This window comes from Zhengella mangrovi (genome assembly GCF_002727065.1).
GTDB classification, from domain to species: Bacteria; Pseudomonadota; Alphaproteobacteria; order Rhizobiales; family Rhizobiaceae; genus Zhengella; species Zhengella mangrovi.
Genome location: NZ_PDVP01000015.1, coordinates 45,720 through 67,589, shown reverse-complemented (window position 1 = coordinate 67,589; position 21,870 = coordinate 45,720). Strand labels below are relative to the sequence as shown.

22 protein-coding genes and 2 tRNA genes are annotated in these 21,870 nt (G+C 62.3%); 21 read left to right on the top strand and 3 right to left on the bottom strand.

The features are described 5' to 3' along the window. Window positions 1-18: 18 nt before the first annotated feature. Window positions 19-3,510, bottom strand: a complete 3,492-nt coding sequence (locus CSC94_RS19100) for a hybrid sensor histidine kinase/response regulator (RefSeq protein ID WP_099307974.1) — start codon at window positions 3,508-3,510, stop codon at window positions 19-21. Window positions 3,511-3,736: 226 nt separating this feature from the next. Here CSC94_RS19100 and mscL point away from each other — a divergent pair, with 226 nt between their 5' ends. Both mscL and galE read left to right on the top strand, forming a co-directional pair. Then, entirely contained in the window at window positions 3,737-4,159 is a 423-nt protein-coding gene (mscL, locus tag CSC94_RS19095; RefSeq protein ID WP_099307973.1) for a large conductance mechanosensitive channel protein MscL, read from the top strand. Between the two features lie 194 nt (window positions 4,160-4,353). After that, complete coding sequence (gene galE, locus CSC94_RS19090; RefSeq protein WP_099307972.1) at window positions 4,354-5,418, top strand: UDP-glucose 4-epimerase GalE; 1,065 nt, start codon at window positions 4,354-4,356, stop codon at window positions 5,416-5,418. Between the two features lie 231 nt (window positions 5,419-5,649). On the opposite strand, the gene CSC94_RS19085 is transcribed toward galE, so the two are convergent. Beyond that, window positions 5,650-6,135 carry a hypothetical protein gene (locus CSC94_RS19085; RefSeq protein ID WP_099307971.1) on the bottom strand — a complete coding sequence of 162 codons (486 nt, stop codon included), beginning with the start codon at window positions 6,133-6,135 and terminating at the stop codon, window positions 5,650-5,652. Between the two features lie 491 nt (window positions 6,136-6,626). Continuing rightward, a tRNA-Thr gene (locus CSC94_RS19075) sits at window positions 6,627-6,701 on the bottom strand. A 144-nt stretch (window positions 6,702-6,845) separates the two neighbouring features. Here CSC94_RS19075 and CSC94_RS19070 point away from each other — a divergent pair. The 19 genes from CSC94_RS19070 to CSC94_RS18980 all read left to right on the top strand — a co-directional run bounded on the left by CSC94_RS19070 (window position 6,846) and on the right by CSC94_RS18980 (window position 21,661). Then, the gene (locus CSC94_RS19070) at window positions 6,846-7,034 is read left to right on the top strand and encodes a hypothetical protein (protein WP_099307969.1); all 189 of its coding nucleotides are present in this window, start codon (window positions 6,846-6,848) and stop codon (window positions 7,032-7,034) included. A 139-nt stretch (window positions 7,035-7,173) separates the two neighbouring features. Then, window positions 7,174-8,463 (top strand): UDP-N-acetylglucosamine 1-carboxyvinyltransferase, encoded by a 1,290-nt coding sequence (murA, locus tag CSC94_RS19065; protein ID WP_099307968.1) that lies wholly within the window; start codon window positions 7,174-7,176, stop codon window positions 8,461-8,463. A gap of 103 nt (window positions 8,464-8,566) precedes the next feature. After that, window positions 8,567-9,016: a DUF2948 family protein gene (locus CSC94_RS19060; RefSeq protein ID WP_099307967.1), complete on the top strand. Its 450-nt coding sequence runs from the start codon at window positions 8,567-8,569 to the stop codon at window positions 9,014-9,016. Window positions 9,017-9,029: 13 nt separating this feature from the next. Continuing rightward, window positions 9,030-10,334, top strand: a complete 1,305-nt coding sequence (gene hisD, locus CSC94_RS19055; RefSeq protein WP_099307966.1) for a histidinol dehydrogenase — start codon at window positions 9,030-9,032, stop codon at window positions 10,332-10,334. Further along, entirely contained in the window at window positions 10,334-10,816 is a 483-nt protein-coding gene (locus CSC94_RS19050; RefSeq protein ID WP_099307965.1) for a UPF0262 family protein, read from the top strand. The genes hisD and CSC94_RS19050 overlap by 1 nt, the downstream gene beginning before the upstream one ends. Before the next feature lie 12 nt (window positions 10,817-10,828). After that, complete coding sequence (locus CSC94_RS19045) at window positions 10,829-11,278, top strand: arsenate-mycothiol transferase ArsC (protein WP_099307964.1); 450 nt, start codon at window positions 10,829-10,831, stop codon at window positions 11,276-11,278. An 82-nt stretch (window positions 11,279-11,360) separates the two neighbouring features. Further along, on the top strand, window positions 11,361-11,579 hold the full coding sequence (gene infA / locus CSC94_RS19040; RefSeq protein ID WP_099307963.1) for a translation initiation factor IF-1: 219 nt from the start codon (window positions 11,361-11,363) through the stop codon (window positions 11,577-11,579). Window positions 11,580-11,627: 48 nt separating this feature from the next. Further along, window positions 11,628-12,260 (top strand): Maf-like protein, encoded by a 633-nt coding sequence (locus tag CSC94_RS19035; RefSeq protein WP_099307962.1) that lies wholly within the window; start codon window positions 11,628-11,630, stop codon window positions 12,258-12,260. A gap of 2 nt (window positions 12,261-12,262) precedes the next feature. Beyond that, a complete protein-coding gene (gene yacG, locus CSC94_RS19030; protein ID WP_099308021.1) occupies window positions 12,263-12,469 on the top strand; it encodes a DNA gyrase inhibitor YacG in 207 nt (68 codons plus the stop codon). A gap of 243 nt (window positions 12,470-12,712) precedes the next feature. Beyond that, window positions 12,713-12,788: transfer RNA gene (locus tag CSC94_RS19025), tRNA-Phe, on the top strand. 144 nt (window positions 12,789-12,932) lie between these two features. Further along, the gene (locus CSC94_RS19020) at window positions 12,933-14,144 is read left to right on the top strand and encodes a MerR family transcriptional regulator (RefSeq protein ID WP_133122935.1); all 1,212 of its coding nucleotides are present in this window, start codon (window positions 12,933-12,935) and stop codon (window positions 14,142-14,144) included. 87 nt (window positions 14,145-14,231) lie between these two features. Next, window positions 14,232-14,549, top strand: coding sequence for a sugar-binding transcriptional regulator (locus CSC94_RS19015; protein WP_099307960.1), 318 nt, complete (start codon window positions 14,232-14,234; stop codon window positions 14,547-14,549). 367 nt (window positions 14,550-14,916) lie between these two features. Next, window positions 14,917-15,123, top strand: a complete 207-nt coding sequence (locus CSC94_RS19010) for a helix-turn-helix transcriptional regulator (protein WP_205853361.1) — start codon at window positions 14,917-14,919, stop codon at window positions 15,121-15,123. A gap of 354 nt (window positions 15,124-15,477) precedes the next feature. Further along, window positions 15,478-16,128 (top strand): hypothetical protein, encoded by a 651-nt coding sequence (locus CSC94_RS19005; protein WP_099307959.1) that lies wholly within the window; start codon window positions 15,478-15,480, stop codon window positions 16,126-16,128. Between the two features lie 6 nt (window positions 16,129-16,134). Continuing rightward, on the top strand, window positions 16,135-16,332 hold the full coding sequence (locus tag CSC94_RS19000; RefSeq protein ID WP_099307958.1) for a hypothetical protein: 198 nt from the start codon (window positions 16,135-16,137) through the stop codon (window positions 16,330-16,332). A 531-nt stretch (window positions 16,333-16,863) separates the two neighbouring features. Further along, on the top strand, window positions 16,864-18,081 hold the full coding sequence (locus tag CSC94_RS18995) for a type IV secretory system conjugative DNA transfer family protein (protein ID WP_099307957.1): 1,218 nt from the start codon (window positions 16,864-16,866) through the stop codon (window positions 18,079-18,081). 55 nt (window positions 18,082-18,136) lie between these two features. Continuing rightward, a complete protein-coding gene (locus tag CSC94_RS18990) occupies window positions 18,137-18,496 on the top strand; it encodes a hypothetical protein (RefSeq protein ID WP_099307956.1) in 360 nt (119 codons plus the stop codon). Next, window positions 18,493-20,742 (top strand): type IV secretory system conjugative DNA transfer family protein, encoded by a 2,250-nt coding sequence (locus tag CSC94_RS18985; RefSeq protein ID WP_099307955.1) that lies wholly within the window; start codon window positions 18,493-18,495, stop codon window positions 20,740-20,742. The genes CSC94_RS18990 and CSC94_RS18985 overlap by 4 nt, the downstream gene beginning before the upstream one ends. Window positions 20,743-20,770: 28 nt before the next feature. Beyond that, on the top strand, window positions 20,771-21,661 hold the full coding sequence (locus tag CSC94_RS18980; protein WP_099307954.1) for a replication-relaxation family protein: 891 nt from the start codon (window positions 20,771-20,773) through the stop codon (window positions 21,659-21,661). Window positions 21,662-21,870 lie beyond the last annotated feature (209 nt).

Here is a 21,870-nt window from a genome sequence, read left to right as displayed (position 1 = left end):
ATCCGCTTCCGGCCATTGTCATTCCGCCGCCCGGGTCACGATTCGCCGGCTGCGCGTCAGCGCGGTGCGAAGCGCTGCCGGCTTGACCGGCTTGTAGAGCAGCGGGATCTGCCGTTCTTCCGCCGCCGCCTTCACCTCGTCGGAGCGGTTGGCCGTCAGCATGATCGACGGCACCGGTTGGCCAAGGACCTGGTGGATCGCGCTGATCGCCTCGAAGCCGGTGGCGCCGTCGAGGTGGTAGTCGGCCACCAGGACGTCCGGCACCTGCCCGTCGCGCGCGAACGCGTCGGCGAACTCCGCCGCCCCGGTATAGGCAAGCACCTCGCATCCCCAGTTTTCCAGCAGCATCCGCATCCCGTCCAGGATGCGCGCGTCGTTGTCGATGCACAGAACCCGCGTGCCGGCCAGCGATCCCCGCGAGGCCTTGCCCGGCCCGGACGGGGCGACGATCTCCAGCGGATTGGCCTGCGTCACCGGGATGAGCACCGAAAAGCAGGTGCCCTTGCCCGGCTGCGACGAGATGCGGATCTCCAGCCGCAGCACGCGGGCGATCCTGTCGACGATGGACAGGCCGAGGCCCAGCCCCTCGGCTTCCCGCGCGCCTTCGTCGAGGCGGGTGAACTCGCGGAAGACCGTATCCAGCTTGTCCTCGCGGATGCCGATGCCCGTGTCGAAGACCTGGATTTCGCACAGCGGTCCGCGTCGCCGCACACCCACGACGACCTTGCCGGTCCGGGTATACTTGATGGCGTTCGAGACCAGGTTCTGCAGCAGCCGGCGGAACAGGTTTCGATCCGTCTCGACATGCAGGGCGGACGGCACGATCCGCAGCGCGAGCCCCTTTTCGCGCGCCGACGGCTGGAAGTCGTTGCGGATTTGCTCGAGCATCGAATCGAGCCGGAAGGTGGTCTCCTTCGGCTTCAGCGCGCCCGTGTCGAGGCGCGAGATGTCGAGCACGGCGCCGAGGATCGTCTCGACCGAATCCAGCGAGGAATCGATGTTGGACAGGGCCGATCGCGTCGGGTCGTCGGCGATGGATTCCTTCAGCGCCGAGCAATAGAGCCGCGCGGCGTTCAGCGGCTGCAGGATGTCGTGGCCCGCGCCGGCCAGGAAACGCGTCTTGCCGAGGTTCGCCTCTTCCGCCAGCCGTTGCGCCTGCCCCAGTTCCTCGTTGAGTTCCATCAGTTCGGCCGTGCGCGCGGCGACGCGCTGTTCCAGCGTTTCGTTGGCCCGCTTGAGCGCGAGATCCGCCTTCACCCGGTCGGTGATGTCGGCGTAGCTGGCCACCACGCCGCCGCTCGGCATCGGGTTGGACCTGACCTCGATCACCCGCCCGCTGCTCATCAGCTCGATCTGCCAGGTCAGGTGCGTGACCGTCATGCGCTCCAGGATCGTTTCCTCGTCACCCTTGGCGATGTCGCCGCGCTGGGCGAGGTGTTCGATCACCCGGGATATGGACGTGCCCACCTGGCCCAGTTCGTCCGGCAGGTCGAACAGGGTGCGGAACTGGCGGTTCCAGCACGACAGCCGGAAGTCCTGGTCGTAGACCGTGATGCCGTCTTCCATCTGGTCGAGCGCGATCTGCAGCAGGTCGCGGTTCTGCTGCAGGGCTTCCGAGGCGTCGTCGAGCAGCCGGTAGGCATTGCGCGAATTGGCGTCGACCCGCTGGAACAGCAGCGACAGCACGAGCCGGGCCGACGACGATCCGACGGCGCTCGCCAGCAACTGCTCGGCAAACCGGATGGTCCCGGCATCGGCCAGTTGCGACCCGGTGAACTTGCGGCCTTCTGACTGTTCGAACGTCTGGAACGAGCGCTCGGTGCGCTCCGCGCCGAGGTAGCGCGAGATCGTGTCCTTCAGTTCGCTGTTGGTGACGGCCGTGCGGAAACGGCGCAGACCGGCGATCTGGGCGCTTTCGCGCGGCACGAAAATGGCCGCCTGGATGCGCTCGCGCGGCGTAGCCGCGCGTGACAGGCTGCCGATGACGAAGAACAGCGTGTTGGCCGCCAGGCTCCACAGCACGCCGTGGTTCAGCGGTTCCGCGATCGAGCCGAACAGCGCCTGCGGCCGCAGCGCGGCAAAGCCCCACAGGCCGTCGGTCAGCAGCGTGGCGTCGTCCGGCAGGAACGAGGGCAGCAGCAGCGTGTAGCCCCAGAACAGGATGCCGGCGGTCATGCCCAGCACCGCGCCGCGAGCATTGGCATTGCGCCAGACAAGCGCGCCGATGAAGGCCGGGGCGAATTGTGCCAGGGCCGCGAAGGACAGCAGGCCGATCGAGGCCAGCCGTATGTTGTCCGCGATTTCCTGGTGGTAGAAGAGCGCGGCGACGAGGATGAGGCAGATCGACGCCCGGCGCACGTTGAGGATGATGCGCGACCAGTCCTCCTTTTCGCCCGCCGTCGGGATCTTCGCCCGCTTCAGCAGGACCGGGATCACCAGGTCGTTGGATATCATGATCGACAGCGCCACGCTGGCGACGATGACCATCGCCGTGGCGGCCGACATGCCGCCGATCAGCGAGACCAGCGCCAGCAGGTCGTCGCCCTTCAGGAGCGGGATGGCGACCACGTAGAGGTCGGCGCTGGCCTGGCTGCCGATGGTGGTGATCCCGGCGAAGGCGATTGGCAGGACGAAGATGTTGATCGCCAGCAGGTAGAGCGGAAACAGCCAGGTAGCAGTCTCCAGTTCCCGCTCCGACCGGTTTTCCACCACCGAGATGTAGAACTGGCGCGGCAGCATCAGGATGGCCATGCCGCTGAGCATGGTCATGACGATCCAGGTGGTCGGGCTGGTCTGGTAGCTGAGCGCCGCCTGCACCCGCTCGTTCGCGCGGATCGCGTCCATCAGCGTCGCCGGCGTGTCGAACATGAAGAAGGTGACCGCCACGCCGATGGTCAGGAAGGCGACCAGCTTGATCACCGATTCCACGGCGATGGCCATGACCATGCCGTCCTGGTGTTCCGTCGCATCGGCATGGCGCGTGCCGAACAGGATGGCGAACAGGGCCAGCAGCGCCGCGACCATCATCGCCATGTCGCCGGGGAACGGGTTGCCCGTGCCGCTGCTTTCATGGGTGATCATCAGTTCGATCGAGCCGGCAACGGCCTTGAGCTGCAGCGCGATGTAGGGAACCGTGCCCACCACCGCGATCACCGTGGCCAGCGCCGCAACCGAGAAGCTCTTGCCGTAGCGCGCCGCCAGGAAGTCGGCGATCGAGGTGATGCGTTCGGCCTTGGAGACCCGCAGGATGCGCCTGAGCATCCGGTGCCCGAACAGGTAGACCAGCACCGGGCCGATGTAGATGGTGAGAAACTCCAGCCCGCGTTCGGAGGCCAGCCCGACCGATCCGAAGAACGTCCACGACGTGCAATAGACCGCCAGGCTCAGCGAGTAGACCATCGGGCGGTACTGGCTGGCGTTCATCTTGCGCTGCTTGTCGCCCCAGCTCGCGATCGCGAAGAGAAGCGACAGGTAGGCGAGAGCGGTGAAAATGATCACCCAGTTGTTCATCCCGCCGGCATCCTCCCGTTTGTTGTTCCAGTGATACTGGATTGACGGGAAAACCGCGAGTCACCCGGGCCCGGGCGGCTATAGCCAATTGGTTTGACGGCACGTCACCTGCCGGCGCGGCATGTAACCGTAACCGGCGTGGTGTTCGGCGGGAAACGTGCTACCGATTGTACCGGGCTTGCCTGAAGGCAAATCCGTGGGGCAACCGGGACATGAGGACAAACCGATGCTGAAAGAATTCAAGGAATTCATTGCCAAGGGCAATGTCATGGATCTGGCCGTCGGCGTGATCATCGGCGGCGCGTTCGCCCTGATCGTCAAGTCGCTGACCGACGACATCATCATGCCGATCGTCGGCGCCATTTTCGGCGGCTTCGATTTCTCCAACTACTTCCTCCCGCTGGCTTCCGGCGTCACGGCGAGCACGCTCGACGCGGCCAGGGAGCAGGGCGCGGTGCTGGCCTACGGTCACTTCGTGACGGTGATCATCAATTTTGTGATCCTCGCCTTCATCATTTTCATGATGGTCCGGGCGGTCAACAAGGTCCGCCGGTCCTTCGAGGAGCCGCAGGCACCGGCCCCCGACGCGCCGCCGCCGGCAGACATCCGGCTGCTGACGGAAATCCGCGACGCGCTCGTCCGCAAGTAGGTCGTTCCGCCCCGCAGCCAGGCGGCTGCGGGGTGCCCCGTCCCGTCGGGGTAAACCATTCCTTGCACGGATGGCTAAAATGCCATGCCGGGAACTCGCCGGATCTCAAAACATCTTCCCTAAGCTGTGCGGACAGATGGGGCGGAACCGGCATCGTGACCGGCGCCGCCCCGCATCCGCAAGGAGGTAGGGTGATGGCAATTCTGGTCACGGGTGGTGCGGGCTACATCGGCAGTCACATGGTCTGGCGGCTGATCGATGCCGGCGAACGCGTGGTCGTCATCGACCGCCTGTCGACGGGCCATGCATGGGCGGTTGCGCCGGCAGCCCGTCTCGTCGTCGGCGACATTGCCGATACCATGATGGTCCGCCGGGTCCTGCGAGAGGAAAAGGTCGATGCCATCCTGCATTTCGCCGGGTCGGTCGTCGTGCCGGACTCGATTGCCAACCCGCTCGGCTACTACGACAACAACACCTGCGCCACGCGCGCGCTGATCGAGGTCGCCATCGCGGCGGGCGTGCGCAATTTCGTTTTCTCCTCCACGGCGGCCGTCTATGGCGAGGGCGACGGAACGCCGGTCCGCGAGGACGGCCGGCTGGATCCGGCGACCCCCTATGGCCGCTCCAAGCTGATGAGCGAGATGATGCTTGCCGACGCCGCCGCGGCCCATGATTTCCGGTATGCGGCGCTGCGCTACTTCAACGTGTCCGGCGCCGATCCGGCAGGCCGGACGGGGCAGTCGACCCCGGGCGCGACCCACCTGCTGAAGGTCGCCTGCGAGACGGCCGTGGGCCGGCATCCGGTCATGCGGGTGTTCGGCGACGACTACCCGACGCGCGACGGCACCTGCATCCGCGACCTCATCCACGTGACCGACCTTGTCGAGGCGCACTGGCTGGCGCTGCGCCACCTGCGCGCCGGCGGCGACAGCCTCGTCGCCAACCTCGGCTATGGCAACGGCTTCACGGTCCGCGAGGTGATCGATTGCGTGCGCGAGGTCTCGGGCCGTGAGTTCGACGTCCGGATGGAGCCGCGCCGCCCGGGAGACCTGCACACGGTGATCGCCGAAGCAGGACGCGCCCGCCGCGTCCTGGGCTGGAAACCGGCCCATGAGTCGCTGCGCGAGATCGTTTCCAGCGCGCTGGACTGGGAACGCACGCTCACCCGCCGCCGCAAGGTCGCCGACGGACCGGGCATCGAGCCGCCGGAACTGGACGAATGGGTGGGCACGCGGCTGCACGTCGCCCCGAGCGGCTGACCGGCGGTCAAATCATCGGCGATGGATTGCCGGGCTGGTGCTGCCTGAGCGATTTGAATGCCCGCGTAACCTTCTTTCCTTGCGATTTTCGGGAAGGAGGAAGACCCCATGGGACGATCACCGACAACGAAGAAGGCGGTCACAAGGCTCGGGCCGCCTTCCTTTTCCGGTAGGGTCCGGTCGATGCTGTATGGAGGTCAGTTGGACCGCATTGGATGCTGATCGATCAGTTTAGTGCTCTAAGACCCAGCAATCTTTGACCACGCCGTACAATGGATCGCCGAAGGTCTGGTTGTTACAGGCTACCGGACTTCTGGCCGTGACATAGGCGTACTCGCCCCTGGCTCCGTAGCGAACCTGGCGACTACCGCCGCGGAAGCGGCAAACATCGTTCTCCTTTGCGCAATGAACCCAGCGGTTCGAGCGCTCGTTCACCCATTTGAAGCAGGCCTTTCGGACACCGTACAAGGGATCGCCGAACGTATTGTTGCTGCAGTGCATTCTGCCGGCGCCGAAATAGTCCATGGCGAAGGTGCCCCTTGCACCGTATCTCACATCGGTCCCTTGCTCCAAATAGCAGTATCCGTTCTCGTCCGCGCATTTCACCCATTCCGCGCGCGCCTGTTCCGGCGAGGCGAGGAAAGAAATCAGGAAAAAAGTTATCGCTGCGAGGAAAATAGTCCCGATGCTGAAACTATAACTGAAATAACGTTTCATCTGTTTCTCTCCTTTTTTGTGAGTCAAATCTGAACTGGCATTCTCCGGGATCGAATATTGTGATGAAATGAGATTGGCATTTTTGTCTCAGTTTTCCAAGCTTGTACATTTCATGGATGCATTCCGGCCACCGACAGAAAATATCCGCATTTGTGAAAGTAGCCAGGCTTCGGAATCTGCAAGCGTGTTTTGTACGATGCATGTTGATGGGAGAAACTACAGAACCGGTTGGGTTCTGTACCAAGTGTGCTTGTCCGGAAGCTCTTTCGGCGCGAGAAACGTGTTCCACTGGGCGGTGGCGTCGATGCGCATGTCGGCTGGCTCGGCCAACGTCCTGGTCTGGTCGATGTCGACAGGATAGGGCTGGTCTGGAGGGGGTGGATACCCCGCTTTTCCGCAGATGCCCATTTCTGCAGCGGATTTCTGCGGGATACATGCCAGCCAAAACGCTGGTTTTGGGCATCAGGCTTCTGGTTTTTCTGGAATGTCCCTGGTGCTGCCGGAGAGATTTGAACTCTCGACCTCTCCCTTACCAAGGGAGTGCTCTACCCCTGAGCTACGGCAGCGCTCTGGAATGCGGCGGACTTCTGCCACATCGATGCCCGGGGCGCAAGCACTCGCGGCCGCATTTTTTTCTCTTCCGCACTTGCCAGCCCGCCGGTGACGCGGCATCTCCTTGGCCGTGCCTCGCGCAACGGGATTTGAAGCGGATGGACAAGGACAGGCAGCCGGCAGCGAAGACGGCCGAGGAAGCCCGCAGGAAGCGGCTGGCCGACCAGTTGCGCGCCAACCTGCAGCGCCGCAAGGCGCAGTCGCGGGCGCGGCGATCCGGCGAGCCCGACACGCGCCCGGCCGGCCTCGCGGCGGACGGGGATTCGGACACCGGAGACGGGGGCTAGGCCGGGTCCGCCCGGCGGCCCGCATCCGGCGAGCAATCAACATTGCATGCACCATGTTCTTGAACCGTTTCGGCCTATGGTCTAGAGCATCCGCTTTGCCGGGGCGCCCGGCACCGACCGAACCGAATGGCGGGAGCCCATGGACAGGATACGCATCAAGGGTGGCAACGAACTGCGCGGCGTGATTCCGATCTCCGGCGCCAAGAACGCGGCCCTGCCGCTGATGATCGCCGCGCTGATGACCGACGACACGCTGACGCTCGAGAACGTCCCGCACCTGGCCGATGTCGAGCAGCTGATCCGCATCCTGGGCAATCACGGCGTCGACTATTCGGTCAACGGACGGCGCGAACGCCAGGACGAGGGCTATTCCCGCACAATCCATTTCACCGCCCGCAACATCGTCGACACCACCGCGCCCTATGAACTGGTGTCCAAGATGCGGGCGAGCTTCTGGGTCATCGGCCCGCTGCTGGCACGCATGCACGAGGCCAATGTCTCGCTGCCGGGCGGCTGCGCCATTGGCACTCGGCCGGTCGATCTCTTCATCAGCGGCCTGACGGCGCTCGGCGCCGAGATCAACATCGAGAACGGTTACGTGCAGGCGCGCGCGCCTGGTGGCCTGCGCGGCAATCGCTTCACCTTCCCGAAGGTCTCCGTCGGCGCCACCCACGTCATGCTCATGGCCGCCAGCCTGGCCCGCGGCGAGACGCTGATCGAGAACGCGGCCTGCGAGCCGGAAATCGTCAACCTGGCCGAAAGCCTCAATGCCATGGGCGCGCGCATCGAGGGCGCGGGCACGCCGACCATCCGCATCGATGGCGTCACGGCGCTGTCCGGTGCCCGCGTGTCCGTCATTCCCGATCGCATCGAGACCGGCACCTATGCCATGGCCGTGGCCATGACCGGCGGCGACGTCCTGCTGGAGGGCGCCCGCGCCGACCTGCTGGAGACCGCGCTGGACAAGATCCGCGACACCGGCGCCACGGTGGAAGCCGTTGATGGCGGCATCCGCGTCGCGCGCGCCGGCGGGGGCATCCGCCCGGTCGATGTCGCGACCGAGGTCTATCCCGGCTTCCCCACCGATCTGCAGGCGCAGTTCATGGGCCTGATGACGCGTGCCGGCGGCGTGTCGCACATCACCGAGACGATCTTCGAGAACCGCTTCATGCACGTCCAGGAACTGGCGCGCCTGGGCGCGAAGATATCGCTGTCCGGCCAGGTGGCCCGCGTCGAGGGCGTGCCCCGGCTGAAGGGCGCGCCGGTCATGGCGACCGACCTGCGGGCTTCCTCGGCGCTGGTCATCGCGGGCCTCGCCGCCGAGGGCGTGACCGAGGTCAACCGCGTCTACCACCTCGACCGCGGCTTCGAGCGGCTGGAGGAAAAGCTGTCGCGGTGCGGGGCGGCGATCGAGCGCGTCTCCGGATGATCCCTTTTGTGCAGTTGCACACGGGCCGCGCACGGCCTAACTAGGGGAGGGCCCTTCGCCGGCCGGGCGGGTCCGACATCAACCAGCGAGGCGTGACCGGATCATGAATCCCCTCAGACTGATCGCTTTCGACAGCGAAGACCTGCGGATCGTCTCCGCCCACGTGCAGGACGCGGTCATGCGCGTCGCCGACCTCGTTCCGGATCCGCGCAGCCGGACTTTCACGCTGGAGATGAACCGCTTCGTCTGGGAAAAGCGGCGCGGCCTGTTCGACCGGCGCGGCGAGCGCCGCCGCTCGGTCCTGGCGATCAAGCGGGTCACCGGCGTCCGCTCCTCGGGGATCGACCGCTCGAAGGGCGAGGACATTCTCAACCTCCTCTCCGTCACCTTTCATCGCGGCGAGGATCCGGCCGGCGCCATCGAGCTGACCTTCTCCGGCGGCGCGGCCGTTCGCCTCGAGGTCGAATGCATCGAAGTCCAGTTGACGGATATCGGCGCGGCATGGGAAACGCTGTCTCGACCCGATCACGACAACAGCCGCAACGAGCAGTAGGACAGGCACGGCGATGGCCATTACCTTGAGACAGTCGGAACCGGATTTCGAAACCCGGTTTTCCGCCTTTCTGGCCACCAAGCGGGAAGTCTCCGCCGACGTGGACGCCGCGGTCCGCGACATCATCGCTGCCGTGCGCCGCGACGGCGACGCCGCCGTGATCGACTTCACCCGCCGTTTCGACCGCACCGACCTGTCCGCAACCGGTCTCGCCGTCACCGCGGCCGAGATCGACGCGGCGGCCGCGGCCGTCGATGCCGGCACCATGGCCGCGCTGGAACTGGCGCGCGATCGCATCCGCTCCCATCATGAGCGCCAGATGCCGAAGGACGACCGCTACCGCGATGCCATCGGCGTGGAGCTTGGCTCGCGCTGGACTGCCGTCGAGGCCGTCGGCCTCTACGTGCCCGGCGGCACCGCCAGCTACCCCAGTTCCGTGCTGATGAACGCCGTGCCGGCCAAGGTCGCCGGTGTCGAGCGCATCGTCATGGTCGTGCCGTCGCCCGATGGCCGCATCAATCCGCTGGTGCTCGCCGCCGCGCGCCTTGCCGGCGTCTCGGAAATATACCGTGTCGGCGGCGCCCAGGCGGTGGCCGCGCTCGCCTATGGCACCGAGACGATCCGGCCCGTTTCCAAGATCGTCGGCCCGGGCAATGCCTATGTCGCCGCGGCCAAGCGGCAGGTCTTCGGCACGGTCGGCATCGACATGATCGCCGGCCCGTCCGAGGTTCTCGTCATCGCCGATGGCGAGAACGATCCGGACTGGATCGCCGCCGATCTGCTGGCCCAGGCCGAGCACGACACGGCTGCCCAGTCGATCCTGGTCACCGACGACGCCGCCTTCGGCGAGGCGGTGGAACAGGCCGTCGAGCGCCAGTTGAAACTGCTTGGCCGCAGCGAGACGGCGGCGGCCTCCTGGCGCGATTTCGGCGCCGTCATCGTCGTCGGCAGCCTCGACGATGCCGTGCCCCTGGCCAATCGCATCGCCGCCGAGCACCTGGAGATCGCCACCGCCGATCCCGAGGCGCTGGCCGATCGCGTGCGCAACGCCGGCGCCATCTTCCTTGGCCGCCACACGCCGGAAGTCATTGGCGATTATGTCGGCGGCTCCAACCACGTCCTGCCGACGGCTCGCTCGGCGCGCTTTTCCTCGGGCCTGTCGGTGCTCGATTTCGTCAAGCGCACCTCCATCCTGAAGCTCGGCCCCGACCAGCTGGCCGAACTGGGCCCGGCGGCGATTGCCCTGGCGAAGGCGGAAGGGCTCGATGCCCATGGCCGGTCCGTCGCCATCCGCATGAACCGGGCGGGCGCTGCCTGATGGGCGCCGCCGGCGAGACGGCGCGGCTCGTCGACGTCGTGCTCGACGAATCGATCGGCCGGTCGACGCCGGACGTCGAGCACGAGCGCGCCGTGGCGATCTTCGACCTGGTCGAGGAGAACAGCTTCCAGCCCGTCGGCGATACGGGCGAGGGGCCCTACAAGCTCAGGCTTTCGCTGGTCGAGTCGCGGCTGGTCTTCGAGGTCACCCGCGAAGGCGGCGATCCGGTCATCACGCATATCCTCTCGCTGACGCCCTTCCGCAGGATCGTGAAGGACTACTACATGATCTGCGAGAGCTATTACGAGGCTATCCGCACGGCGTCTCCGACCCAGATCGAAGCCATCGACATGGGCCGTCGCGGCCTGCACAACGAGGGCTCGCAGACGCTCATGGAGCGGCTTGCCGGCAAGATCGAGGTCGATTTCGATACCGCGCGCCGCCTGTTTACGCTGGTTTGCGTGCTGCATTGGCGTGGATAGGCGGAGAGGCGGATGACGGCGCGGCCCGGCTCGATCCTCTTCCTGTGCTCCCTGAACGCCATTCGCTCGCCGATGGCCGAGCAGATGGCCCGTTCCCTTTTGCCGCCCGGCACCTACATAGCGTCAGCCGGCGTGCGCAGGGGCGAACGCGATCCGTTCGTCGATGCGGTCCTGGCGGAAAAGGGATTGTCGCTCGGGCAGCGGCTTCCCCAGACGCTGGACGAACTGGAGGACGACTACTTCGACCTGGTGGTGTCGCTCTCGCCGCAGGCCCACCACACGGCCGTTGACATGATGCGGACCCATGCCGGCGACCTGGAGTACTGGCCGCTGCATGATCCGAGCGACACCCGGGGAACGCGGGAGCAGATCCTGGGTGCATACCGCGATGTGCGCAACCTGCTGGAAGACAAGATCAGGCAGCGCTTCGGCTTGCCGGGTCCGCAAAACAGCGGCAAATAAGCGTGTTCACAATCCGGCGGCAATCATATAGGTTCCGCCCGAAATTTGACGCCGATATGAATTCGACGAGAAAAGGCTACGCATGGCGAAGGAAGAAGTCCTGGAATTTCCCGGGGTGGTGACGGAACTGTTGCCCAACGCGATGTTTCGCGTGAAGCTTGAAAACGAGCATGAGATCATTGCCCACACGGCTGGCCGGATGCGCAAGAACCGCATCCGCGTTCTGACCGGCGACAAGGTGCTGGTCGAGATGACGCCCTACGACCTGACCAAGGGCCGTATCACCTACCGCTTCAAGTAACGCCGCCGGGGTCTGCCCGGCCGGCCGCCGACAGGAACAAGACCCGTCATGAGCGTATTCCAGAAGCTTGTCCTGGCCTCCGGGTCGCCGCGGCGGGTGGAACTGCTCCAGCAGGCCGGAATCGAACCGGACCGGCTCGTGCCTGCCGACATCGACGAAGAGCCGCAGCGCGCCGAGCATCCCCGGTCGCTGGCCAAGCGCCTGTGCCGTGAGAAGGCGGAGAAGGCGCTGGCCATGCTCCGCGCGGAGCCGGATTTCGAGCATCCCTACATCCTGGCCGCCGATACGGTTGTGTCGGTCGGGCGGCGCATCCTGCCCAAGGCGGAGATGCTGGACGAGGCGGCCAACAGCCTGCGCCTGCTCTCCGGCCGGTCCCATCGCGTCTACACGGGCATCTGCCTCGTCACCCCCCAGGGCAAGGTCCGCACCCGGCTGGTGGAGACGCGGGTCCGCTTCAAGCGCATCACCCGCGAGGAACTGGAAAGCTACCTGGCCTCCGGCGAATGGCGCGGCAAGGCCGGCGGCTATGCGGTGCAGGGCCTGGCCGGCACCTTCGTCGTCAAGCTGGTCGGCTCCTACACCAACGTGGTCGGCCTTCCCCTCTACGAGACCGTCGCCCTGCTGACCGGTGAAGGCTTCAAGGTGCATTTCAACTGGCTGTCCGGCAGCCAGCAGGTGTGATCGTGGCGAGAACCGGTGAAAAGGTGACGCCCCTGCGTCCGAAACGTGCCTGTCCGGAATGCGGCAAGCCGTCGGCGCGCGAGACCTATCCCTTCTGTTCGGCGCGCTGCAAGGACATCGATCTCAATCGCTGGCTGTCCGGCTCCTATGCCATTCCGGTGACCGAGGCCGAGGAAAACACCGACCCGGATCCCGACGGCGGCGAATAGGCGTCTGTCTGCCGGCTGCAGGCCGCCCTGCCGGGTTCCCGGGCGCCCTTGCCTGGTGCCTGAAAGCGCACGGGAACAAGGCCTTGACGCGGGTTTGGCAGGCCACCGGTCACCAAAAACACGCGGGCGCCGAAAAATGCGCGGGCAGGCGCTTGCCAGCGCAAAAACACGTGATATAACGCCCGCCATCGCCGACGGAATGCCAACGCCGCCGGCCCGACGAAGCCCGCTTCGTCATGATGTGCCCAGGTAGCTCAGTTGGTAGAGCAGCGGATTGAAAATCCGCGTGTCGGTGGTTCGATTCCGCCCCTGGGCACCATTTATTTCAATTAAATTTTTGATTTTCTTGAGTTAATTGACGTGGCGGAAATCTTAGACCACCCTTTGGCCCACCTTTTCTAGCGCGCTTCCCTGTTCCGTAATGTGCTGCGCTGAGCCGGTTTCGCCGTGGTAGAATTCATGGATGACGAACTCATACCACCTGAACAGCGAGCCTTTTCGGCGCGCAGTTCCAAGATTTGGATCGCCCAGCCCGCAGGAAAATGAAGTTTCCGAGGTGCGATCTGATGAGAGTAGCAAGCTGCAGGCGGATGCAGCTGCATGCAGCGCACTGCCGGACGCAGCTAGGCACGCGATCGGAAAAGGCGCGTTGACGGGTCATGACGATTCCAAGTCGCCGATTGCCGCCTCCTCTGTGGAGCCGCCGACCGAAACGACGGCCAACGACGAACCGTCCAATTTGGATCCGGACATCTCCGAAGTCGGCAAGGTTATGTCAGGCGAGGATCGAGGCGAGCTGGAGGATGCAGATCTGCCGTTCGTGCCGGAAACGTCCGTTGCTGATGCCGACGCAACCAGTCAGCGCATCTCTGGCGATCCGCATGCGGTCTATCCCCTGTCGGTCGATGACATCAGATCCCGGCTCTTTGCGCTGGGCATCTCCAAGTCAAAGGATACGGTACAGCGCTATTGCCGCGAAGGTGTGCTCGACTGTGTGAAGCTCGGTATGTTCCGACGCTACTTTGCCACCGAGGCATCCGTCGCCTCCCTGCTGGCGACGTTACAGAGCGATGCGGCTGCAGACAGCGGCATGCAGCTGCGTGCAGGTGAACAAAGGCGCACGCAGCCAGATTTGCAGGTGCATGCAGCTTCACAGAACCAGGCCGCGGCGCTAGATCGAGACCTTTATCAACCTGCAACCAACCGCATGCAGGTTGATACCGCTGCAGGCACCAGCATGACGGCGAATGCCGCGGCGGGCAGCTCGGATGCAGGAGTGACTGGTTCTGGCTTCCCAAAAAGCCTTCCGGATGGGGTGGACGTCCGAACAAAACCGACAGAGGTCGAAGGCCAGGTCAAGGCAGATCACGAAGGCGACGAACGTCACGCCGTGTCACGATACCATCGGATGCCCGAGCCAGGCAGAATGGCTGATCCAGACATGCTGGACTTTCTGAAAGAGCAACTGCGGGTGAAGGACGACCAGATCAAGGTCAAGGATGAACAGATCGCAGCGATGCTGGAACGCGACCGGGAAACCAACATCCTGATCCGGGGACTGCAGGATCGAATAGGTGAGGCGTTTGGCCTGTTGGTGTCGGGCCGGAAACAACGCGATGACTGGCCGGATCCAGGCAATCGGCCTGATGAAGACGATCACTATCGAAACCTCTGAGCGCGCCTGTGGAGAAGTCCAAGCAGCGCGGATTGGATCGATGGGGTATAATAATCTGATATGGGGGGAGCCAAACCAATCGGCAGCATGATCGACCAGACGCGGTTCAAGAAGCGACCGCGCTACACGGTCGTGCTGCACGAAGTCCGGGAAAAACTCGGCATCTCATTCAACACCTATGCGGTGGTCGACAGCATCCACAAACTCTCGTCCAGTGACTACCGTTTTCCGTACTGCGTCATGTCGAAGGACGACATGGCGGAGTTCCTGCACTTGAGTCGCCGAACAGTCTTTCGCTCAATTGATGAAGCCCACGAAATGGGCCTGATCGAACGCACCGAGCACGGGCTTCGCGCAACGGACAAATGGATTCGGTCGGTCGAAATCTACGCGATCGATGCCTGAGGAAACCGGTGAGTGCCAAATTGGCACTGACAGTGCCATGACCCTTTTGTGACCCTCCAACTGCCGATGCTGTTCGACGGGTTCTTTGCTCTAGGTCGTTCAAGCCTGGCGTCAGCCAGTGTCATGCTGGCACTGGGATGGTGACACTCTGGCACTGCCAAAGTGTCATTCTGTCACTGCCTTAGTGCCAGAGTGACACTCCTCTATAATAGTATGATATATATATGAAATTATTAGATATTGAAAGAAAAGGCAGCAATCAAAAGGGAGGCGGGTCCGAGAAAAACATCCGCCATGCTGGTCATCGTGGGGTTCTTGAGGCACACTATTAAAGTTCCGGGACAAAACCCCAACCCGGAGCATCGCGATGCTCCTTATCAAAGGAGTATTCGCGATGAAACGGATTTTATCGAAGAAGCAGTTGAAGGATCTCATTCCGTACTCGTCTCAGCACATCGCCCGTCTGGAGAAGGCAGGTAAATTCCCTCAGCGGATAAAGCTGGGCCCGAACCGGGTTGGCTGGCTTGAGGACGAAGTGAAGGCGTGGATCCAGGAACGCATCGACAATCGATAGCCGTTTGCGGGACGCTCCCTTCGAGGAGTCGGGTGGTTCGCCTGGCCAGGCGGGCCACCCATTTTTCTGGTATAATGTTTTGATGAAATCCGAAGACATAATCATCGAACCGCTGCCGGAAAATGGTAATTCTATCAGCCCGGATAACGGCTACCAATTTTACGTCAATGGTGCTGGGGATCTGAGTATTTTGCCGTCGCCGGTTCGTCAGCTTCCGGTCATAGAATGGTAATCGCGTGATACGGCGTCCCGTTAGCAATCATTGCTGACCAACTGTTACTGAAGTGTAGATTTGACTCTTCATCCATTCCAGCATGATCATATTCAGGGGTGTTTGTAACCTGGGAGGGGATCATGCATTCATATGCCACAGCTCGAACCTACTTTGGCTTTCTTCAATTCATGGCATCAATTATTGTCGTCGTAGGCGCTGCGCTCTTGTTTGTGGGCCTTATTTCGAGTCAGGCGACCCGAGGGTTCGGCAGCTTTGGGTTTTTCGCCGGATATGCCGGTGTGATCCTAGGACTTCTTCTAATCTTTTTCGGCCTTGGCGGCGTTGTCATTGCACAAGTCGGGCGGGCTGGCGTCGATACCGCAGAGATGACGCGCACCTTGGTCGATCTCTCTCAGAAGCAGCTGCAAGCTGCGCAGGCTCTTGCCGCAGGCTCTGGCTTTCAACGCATGCACGATGATCTTGCTGCTGGGCCTGGAGCGGCTCAAAGCCGGTCCCGACAGGCGGAAAACAACACCACAAGAGCGGATGCAGTTGCGCAGACATCCGTCAACGTACAGGCGACCGCGAGCGGCTTAACTGAAGCGTCCGGCGAACCGACGCGTCAGACAATCCAGCAAGAACGTAAAGCCCAATATGCTTCCCTTATGGGTTTGACGCGACCGGACCTCCAGCCTGTCACCGAAAAGCGCGACGATGGGACCGCTGTCGTTGGCGGACAGAAATTCGAGACGGGGGAAGCGGCTCGAAAGCATCTCGACGGATCAGGTTGACGTGCGATGCAGATCGCCGGCAGTGTCATGATGGGGCTTGGCGGTGTGCTAGGCTTGATCGGTCTGTTGACCATCTGGGTTCCGATCTTTGGGATCATCTTCCTGATGATCGGTTTTGGCCTGTTTGTCGCCGGGCAGTTTCTCAAACGAAAAGGCCGCCACCACGCCGTCCTGCGCAAGCAGGGCGGACGAGGCCTGTTCTAAAGCCAGCCCGTTTTCCGGGTGGCTTTTTCGGTACCCATGCGCCGTACCCATAGGAAATACCCAACCTCTATGGGTATTCCGTATGGGTAACCAGCGCGAGACATAGCAACACATTCCGTCACCAGTCGTCAGGGCGCACGCCCATGACTTCACCCCGTCATTCCTGTCGTCATGACGACGCCACGCCCGGCTGCCCTTATGGCGGCCTTGATCCGACACGGATCCCGAACCGACCAGGGCAGACCGTAAGACGGGGTGAAGTCATGGCCTTTGGCCAGACGACTGGTGACGGGACTTTTTGACTCTTCCCAGAGAGGGGACAGCTTCCTTCGGAAGGCCTCATCACTATTTGAAACGTCCAGCCGGTCCGACGAAACACAGTTTGCCAAGGGAAGAGACCTTTTGGCGGCGGTCCCGCCCGGTCCTACAAACTGGTACAATGAACATGGATTGTTCCTTGACGACACGTCCTCACATCGGATTGCCTTGCCACCACACGAGGATCGATCCGGTCTTTGGGGCCGTGTCTTTATGGAACTGCCAACTACCCATCGATTCCAGCACCGCGCCATCCTCGGCAAAACCGGCACCGGCAAGTCGACCTGCATGCGGGCCTTGATGCTCGATGACATCGCCCGCGGCGACGGCCTTTTCTATCTCGATCCACATGGCGAGGACGCCGACCGTTTGCTGGAACGCATTCCGCCGAAGCGGCGGACAGACGTGATCCTGTTCGATCCATGTGATGACGACAACGCCCAGCCGATCAATCTCATTGGAGAGATCGCGCCGCCCTGGCGACCGTTCCTGGCCTCGTCACTGGTCGACACCTTCAAGAGCATCTGGGGATATGATCAGATCGCCACACCGGTGCTGGATCAATATCTACACAATGCCATTGCCGCGCTACTTGATCGACCGGGCGCTACCCTGATCGACATTCACTTCATGCTGACCAGCCAGTCGTTCCGCGACGAGACCGTATCGCTGATCCAGGATCCGGCCATCCGATCATTCTGGGCCGATGACTTTGCCGCGATGTCGGAACGGGAGCGGCGCGAGACGACGCGCTCGACATTGAACAAGATTGGAGCGCTGCTCGCTGACCCGCGCATGCGTAGCGTCATTGCCTATCCTAAAAGCCGGATCGATCTTGGCGCTGTCCTGAAGACCCGCAAGATCCTGATTGCCCGCTTGCCGCAGGGCCGCCTTGGCCTTCACAAGACCCGCATACTGGGCAGTCTGTTGGTGGCCCGCCTCCACATGGCTGCCCTGGCCAGGGAAGGGCGCAACCCTTTCCACCTTTACCTCGATGAGTGCCATCACTTCGCGCCAGGTACGCTGGCCGAGATGCTATCCGGGATCCGCAAGTTCGGCGTCAGTCTGACGCTATGCCACCAATACATGGCCCAGCTGTCCCCGGTGCTTCGCGAGGCAATCCTTGGAACAGTTGGTACCAAGATCGTCTTCCGTGTCGGCCTGGCCGATGCTGAGGCGCTGCGTCATGAGTTTCCGCCTGACCAGTTGGCTTTCTCCGTCGCCGAGACCCCGCCGCTGGTCGCGGAGATATCCAGTCCCGATGGACGCAGCCGGCTGCGACTGATCGATTTTGGCGATGATGCTCCTGCCAACCGGGAGACGGCTCGCCGGATCCGTGCCTACTCACGGCGCCATCATTCCATCAAGCGGGCGCGTGTCGAGGCGCTGGTTGCCAAGCGCTTCCGAGACTATGGCGCCAGCACGACTTGACAGACCCTGCCGCTTGCAAGCCCAATAGACGTGGAGGAGTGGGGGAGAGAGAAGCGTGCGCGTTGCCATTCGCCACGAGGAAGTCCGCGACGGGCTGCTGTTCAAGACCACCTGGCATGATGTCTGTGTCAGGGTCGACTTCACCCATGAAGAACGCCAGATCATCGTCCAGCGCAATCTGGGTGACCACGTGCTTCTTGATCGTTCGCCAGCCGGCACCGCCCCGGACGATGATCCGGAATGGTATATCCTGAGAGTGCGCCACCTGCTGGAACGCAAGCCCGATCGGCATCGCACGGCCAATCCCTTTGAAGCAAAGCTCTATGAATCCCGCCTGATGGACGCGCTTCGCCTGATGAAGTCCTGGCTCGCCGTCAATGCCGATCCGGGCGATGACAAGGTGATTGAGCTTTGATCCCGCGCCCGACCGACAACATGGCTGAGGGCGCGATGATGGCGACAGTGTTTGTCGTTGTCATTCTCCTCATCGGTTTCTTTGTTGCTCCCGTCGCTCTGGTCGGCATCCCTGCATATCTGGGATACCGCCTTTATCGCGACAGCCCGCGGCGCCATGAACGTATCGCCCGCGAGCAAACCGAAACCTTGCTGGCGGCCGTACGCGACGCCGATGCGCATCTGAGCGAAGACGAGATCCGCCGCGCCCTTCTTGCCGAGGTGCCCGCGAAGACACCCCGGGTGGTGCAGGATCAGTTGGTGGAGGTCGGCCGGCGCCTGTTCGAGGCCGAGCACATGGATGCGGCTATTCCGCCGCCACCGCCTCTTCACAACACCATTGAAGGTGCCCGCTATCGCGACATGATCTCCCGCGTGGCTCAGGCTGGCATGGATCGCAAGATGGCGATGACGGCGCTCGCATCGATCTCGAAAAGCCTCGGCGTTGTCGCTCGCGAAGTCCCACCTATGGACGGCGAACTGCTGGTGCCGATCACACACTTTCTCGACCGGCCGCACCAGGTCGTCGAAGATGTGGTGGCGCCCTTCTTCGAGCTCAACGACTACAATCACTTCAAAGCGCTTCGCGAGCGCCTCGATGCCAATCTCGCCGAAACCAATCGCACGAAGCCGATCTGGCCGCTTGACTACAAGGGCGACAATCCGGCCGAGGTCTATCTGAAGGGCACAGCGCTCTTCGATCTGTTTGCTCTCAAGGCCCCATTCGGGATTCCGGAATCGATGCGCTTTGAGCATACGCACATCGTCGCGGGGACAGGCCACGGCAAGACGCAGACGCTGCAGTATCACATCGTGCGCGATCTTGAAGACATCGCCCGCGGCGAGAAGACAGTGATCGTCATCGACAGTCAGGGCGATCTGATCAAGAACCTGAAAGCTGCTCGCACTTTGCGGCCCGAGCGCATCGTCCTGATCGACCCGGAGGATATAGCCTATCCGGTGTGCCTCAACCTGTTCTCGGTTGGCCAGGAGCGCCTGGCAGCCTACAGTGCGCTTGACCGAGAGCGGCTGACCAATTCGATTATCGAGCTCTATGACTTTGTGCTGGGCTCGCTACTTTCGGCTGCCATGACGCCGAAACAGGCCGTGGTCTTTCGCTATGTCACGCGGCTGCTCTTTCACATTCCCGATGCCACGATCCATACGTTTCGACAGGTTCTTGAGCCTGGCGGTATGAAGGCCTTTGCCGACCATATCGAAAAACTCGACGGCACCGCGAAGAGCTTCTTTGCCAACGAGTTTGATGGAACGGAGTTCAAAACGACCAAGCTCCAGGTCTTGCGCCGTCTCTATGCCGTTTTGGAGAACCGAACCTTTGAGCGGATGTTCAGTCATCCGCAGTCGAAGTTTGACATGTTCTCGGAGATGAATGCCGGCAAGCTGATCCTCATCAACACGGCCAAGTCGCTGTTGAAGGAAGAGGGCACCGAGATCTTCGGCCGGTTCTTCATTGCGCTTGTTGCCCAGGCCGCGCAGGAGCGCGCGACGATCCCGGAGCACGAGCGTACCCCGGTCATTTGCTACATCGATGAGGCGCACGAATATTTTGATGCCAACATCGCCACGATCCTGGCCCAGGCGCGCAAGTTCAAAGTTGGCTTGGTCATGGCGCATCAGTTTCTGGGCCAGCTAGATGGAAAGCTGCAGGATGCCTTTGAGGCCAATACCTCGATCAAGATGGCCGGTGGTATCTCGATGAAGGATGCCAGAGCCCTGGCCAGCCCGTTTAATTGCGATCCTGACTTGTTGCATCGCCAACCGAAGGGAAGCTTTGTCACCTATGTCCGCGGCCTGACACGCAAAGGGATCCCGATCGCCTTTCCGTTCTTTGCACTTGAGAATTTGCCGCGTTCGAGCCGGCAAGAGCAGGACGCCGTCCGTGAATACAGTCGCGCCCGCTATGCAGAACCCTTTGTCGAGCCTGTGCATGAGACCGGGGAGCCGTCGGTCAGTGAGGACGATGATCCGAACGCCGAGAGGGGATGGGATGCGACGACGCCAGACAACGAAGTGCCCTCCGACACATCCGACGAGGCGAAGAACAACGAGAATTCCGTGGTGTCGGACGGAGATAGCGACGCCCCGCAAGACGGCCAAGGCGCCAAGCGGAAACGCAAAAGGAAGCCCAAGCCCAAGAAACCGGGCCCGGACGATGATCCGGATCTTGGTCCGTCGGGTTCCTGGTAGGAAAAAAGAATGCTAATATCAATGGGTTATGAGAACTCACGATGCGCTTGGACGGGCCACATTCCATCACATAGATTACCGCCCCGGAACACGTCCGACGGAGCGCGAAATCCGCTGGCTCAGGTTCATTCAGCGTCACGGGCCGCAAAGTTCGATCTATCTTCATGAATTAACCCGCGACACGCACCGCGATCGTGACACCTCTCTGCGTCAGATGCAGAAGCTTCGCGCCGGCGGCTTCCTGATGTGCCCTCGTCAGCAACGCGCCACCGAGAACGCCAGTTTCAATCCCTACATCTATGAGCTGACCTCAAAGGCCCGCGATTGGCTGGAAGAGCTTGGGCTTGCGGAAAACACTGTCCGCCCGACCGGGCATTGGGTTCACCAGTACATGGTCAGCTGCATCACTAGTTCCATCGACATCGCGCTGCAACGCCAGGGCATGGGCTATATTCCTGCTCACAAGATCCTGGAACGCGCCCGCACCACGATCAGCATTGATCTGGGGCGCAAGACACTCACACCCGACGCGCTCTTTGGCATGGATTATGGTGGTCTCTATCGCTTCTACTGCCTCGAAGCGGATCGCGGCACCGAACCCAAGGACAGCAAGGCGGCCCGGAAAAGCTACCGCTCAACCATCGAGGATTATTCGACCCTGATCGGCGACAAGCTCTACAAGAAAGACTACGGCCTTACCGCTGGCATGCTGCTGCTCTACGTGTTCTCATCCAAAGCCAACGAACGCCGTTTTCTGGAGACCGTGCAGGCGACGCTTGGCACACGATCCGCCTACATCCTTACCCAGACAATCCCCGGCTTCCACGGCTTTTTCCGACCACCGCAATTGCTCTCGGCTTTGATGGAAAAACCCTGGAGTAGGGCAGGGCATGAGCCATTCGAGATCGGGGCGGAGTAGCCAAGTTGCCGGAAAACATATGCCTTTGCGCTTTTCTGAGTTTCAATTGGCCGCCTTCTTTTAAATGACCGCTTTGCGCCCTCATATCGGTCGGTGGCGGTCGGTAGCGTTCATCCTGAAAGCTGTCGTCGCCGTAACTTGATCGAATATCTGGGTAGGGTGGATTACGGTCATCGAAACTTTAGTGGAACACGCGGACGGCATCGAAC